Annotated in this window: 3 protein-coding genes; 1 reads left to right on the forward strand and 2 read right to left on the reverse strand. The window is 42.3% G+C overall.

The genetic code is table 11. The features are described 5' to 3' along the window. The coding region (lgt, locus tag ACKPQ4_RS00290) for a prolipoprotein diacylglyceryl transferase (RefSeq protein WP_407679209.1) at positions 1-629 on the reverse strand (629 nt) is incomplete at its 3' end. An 8-nt stretch (positions 630-637) separates the two neighbouring features. After that, complete coding sequence (locus ACKPQ4_RS00295; protein WP_407679210.1) at positions 638-1,696, reverse strand: CNNM domain-containing protein; 1,059 nt, start codon at positions 1,694-1,696, stop codon at positions 638-640. Positions 1,697-1,782: 86 nt separating this feature from the next. Here ACKPQ4_RS00295 and gcvT point away from each other — a divergent pair, with 86 nt between their 5' ends. After that, positions 1,783-2,889, forward strand: a complete 1,107-nt coding sequence (gene gcvT, locus ACKPQ4_RS00300; protein WP_407679211.1) for a glycine cleavage system aminomethyltransferase GcvT — start codon at positions 1,783-1,785, stop codon at positions 2,887-2,889. The last annotated feature ends 159 nt before the right edge of the window (positions 2,890-3,048 follow it).

A 3,048-nucleotide genomic window follows, 5' to 3' on the forward strand; every position in this document is an offset into this window, starting at 1 on the left:
TTCCAAAATCTTGATTGAACAAAGATGAATACAAGAAGGCCTTCTAAAACTGCTGCATAAAGTTGAGATGGGTGCCGAGCTATCCCCATTAAAAAATCTGGAGCTTTAGGAAAAAGAACTCCCCATGAGCAATCTGTTGCTCTTCCCCAAAGTTCTCCATTTATAAAATTTGCCAACCTTCCAAAGAAGAGACCGGGGGGGACAACGCATGCAATCAAGTCTGCCACAGGCCAGAACGATTGATGAGATTTCTTTGCATACCAATAAGTGGCCAATATGACTCCAATAAATCCACCATGACTAGCCATGCCGCCCTGCCATACATAAAGTAACATTAAGGGATCGTTAACAAGTTCTTCTGTCCGATATAAAAGAGCAAATCCGATTCTACCTCCAAGCAATACTCCTAACACCTGAAAAGTCATTAGGTTGACAATTTGATCCTTATCATAGGGACTACGATTTTTTCGGTAAGCAATAAGCAAGAGAAAATAGGCGGTTATAAAACCTGCTAGGTAGGACAAGCCATACCACCTTAATCCTCCTGGTCCCCAGTCTCCCCATGAATCAGGAAATTTCCATAAAAAGGGACTGAGGTCATGAACCCAAAATGAAGCAAGAAAATCCATGTTTAATCTTAGTTGCTAGGTTTTATCTCTAAATTGGACTGAGCGTCATGGCGACGTTTGGCCAACTCGCGCATATCAACTGCCAAATCATCATGTTCAAAGATTTCTTGGCCCAAAATACTTTCCATGATGTCTTCCATTGCCAGAACCCCAGCTACCGAACCAAACTCATCCACTGCAATGGAAAGTTGAGAATGCTCAGCGAGTAACAATCTCAAGGCTTTATCTGCACCAGCATTTTCAGGAACAAATAGCGGGTTAAAGGCTAAACTACTTAGTAAGGTTTGGGGTTTTTCCTCGACCATTGCATTGTGAAGATCTCGTCGGCGTACCACGCCGGTAATATGGTCAATATTATCGGAGTAGATGGGAATCCTGGCAAATGGGACATTGGGATAATTTTGAAAGACTTTTTCGACTGTCAAGTTTTCATCCAATGCAAGCATGACAGTTCGAGGGGTCATAATTTCACTAACCTTCACACCATCCAGTCGAAGTGCGTTAGTTACCCAGTCGCTTTCATCGTTGGAAAGCGTTCCTTCTTTTGCGCCTTTGCGAGCTAATAAGATAATTTCTTCTTCGTCTTTATCACTCGATTTTTTCTTGGGAGGAACCATAGCCTGCATCGTAAACTTGCAGATCTTTGAAAATGGAGTCATGAGCCATCGCACAGCCACAAGAGGAGGTATTAAAAAAGCAAGCATTTCTGCCCGATAACTAACGGCTAGATTCTTCGGCAGTATTTCGGAAAAAAATAAGATTCCTAAGGTCATTCCTCCAGCAAAGAATAGAATCGAATTACTTCCGTCGCCAAAGGTTTTCTCGGCCAAACCGCCTGCAAGTGTAGCACCGAGTGTGTTTGCTATGGTGTTTAGGCTAAGGATGGCCGCACTTGTTTCCTCAATCTCGAACCTCGCCTGGTCTAGTAATCTTCCTCGTTTGGGAGCTTTCTTTTTAAATTGTTCAATTTCAGCAGTTGTTACACTGAGAACCATCGCCTCGAGAATGGAGCACAGTGCGGAAACACCGATAGTCAAACTTACGGCAATTACTAGCTGGCTAGCCATTCAAAAATCATTTCTTGTACTTTGACAGAGCAGTGGCTCATCCCTATTACAAACTACTCATCTGCCGGATTTGGCAAGCTTTGAAAATGACAGACTTAAAAAAACTCACTCTTTACAATCATCACAAGAAGAACGGGGCTAAATTTACTCCGTTTGCTGGCTGGAATATGCCGGTTTCATACCGTAGTTCAATAGATGAGCATTTAAGCGTAAGGGAAAATGTCGGATTGTTTGATGTTTCACACATGGGAGAAATAGAGGTTTCTGGGCCTCAGTCGCTGGATTTTCTAAATTTCGCCCTGACCAATGATTTAAACAAATGTTCAGTGGGCCAGGCACAATACAGTCTTCTTTGCAACGAACAAGGAGGCACTTTGGATGACCTTTTGGTTTATCGTCTAAAGAATGACCATTTTTTACTTTGTGTTAATGCTTCCAATGTAGAGGACGATTACAACACTTTGTTAGAACGTTCATTGGGATTTAATTGCTCAGTTCACAATTTGACCTCCTCATTTGGACAACTCGCTTTGCAGGGGCCATCTTCTGAAAAGGTACTTAGTCAAATAATTGATCAGGACTTGAGTAAACTTACCAAAATGAGTTTTCTTGAGGGTCATTGGATGGGGCAGAAAACAATTTTGTCCAGATCTGGATATACAGGAGAAGATGGCTTTGAAATTTATTGTTCTCCAACGGAGTTGAAAACCTGGGCCGATGCAATGGAGCAGTTTCATGTGCCCTGGGTTGGTCTTGCCGCCCGTGATAGTTTACGTTTGGAAGCAGGTTTTCCTTTGCATGGTCATGAACTATCTCCGGAGATTTCTCCGGTCAAAGCCGGTCTTTCCTGGACTGTTGGTTGGAAAAAACAAAACTTTTATGGTTATACTGCATTAAGTGTTGAAAGAGACAATGGGGCAGCCCAGCGGGTAATTCATTATTTGGTAGATGATCGAAGAATTCCCCGTCATGGATGTGTAATTAAATGCCCGAATGGTAAAGAAGTTGGATCGGTTTTGTCCGGGGGATACTCTCCTCTGCTCAAAAAGCCGATGGGGACGGCACTGATAGATTCGACTGCATCAACAAACCTTAGCCTTAAAGGATGGAGAGCGATGCTTAGAGAAAATGAGATCCAATTGGACTTGGGATTACCGGTTTTAGGCAGAATTAAAGCAGCGGGAAAAAAATAAGCTTCTCCATATGGTCCTATGCGATAGTTGAACTATTTAGGGTCTTGAAATCCACGAATAATAACATCGACACCGCCAAAATTGGAAAAGTTTAAATTTTCAATCATTACATGCTCTAGTTTTTCTCGGAGTTGTGACCTAACTTCCTTAACCTTGCAA

The organism is Candidatus Chordibacter forsetii, assembly GCF_964187505.1.
In the GTDB taxonomy this organism is placed as follows: Bacteria; Verrucomicrobiota; Verrucomicrobiia; order Opitutales; family Seribacteraceae; genus Chordibacter; species Chordibacter forsetii.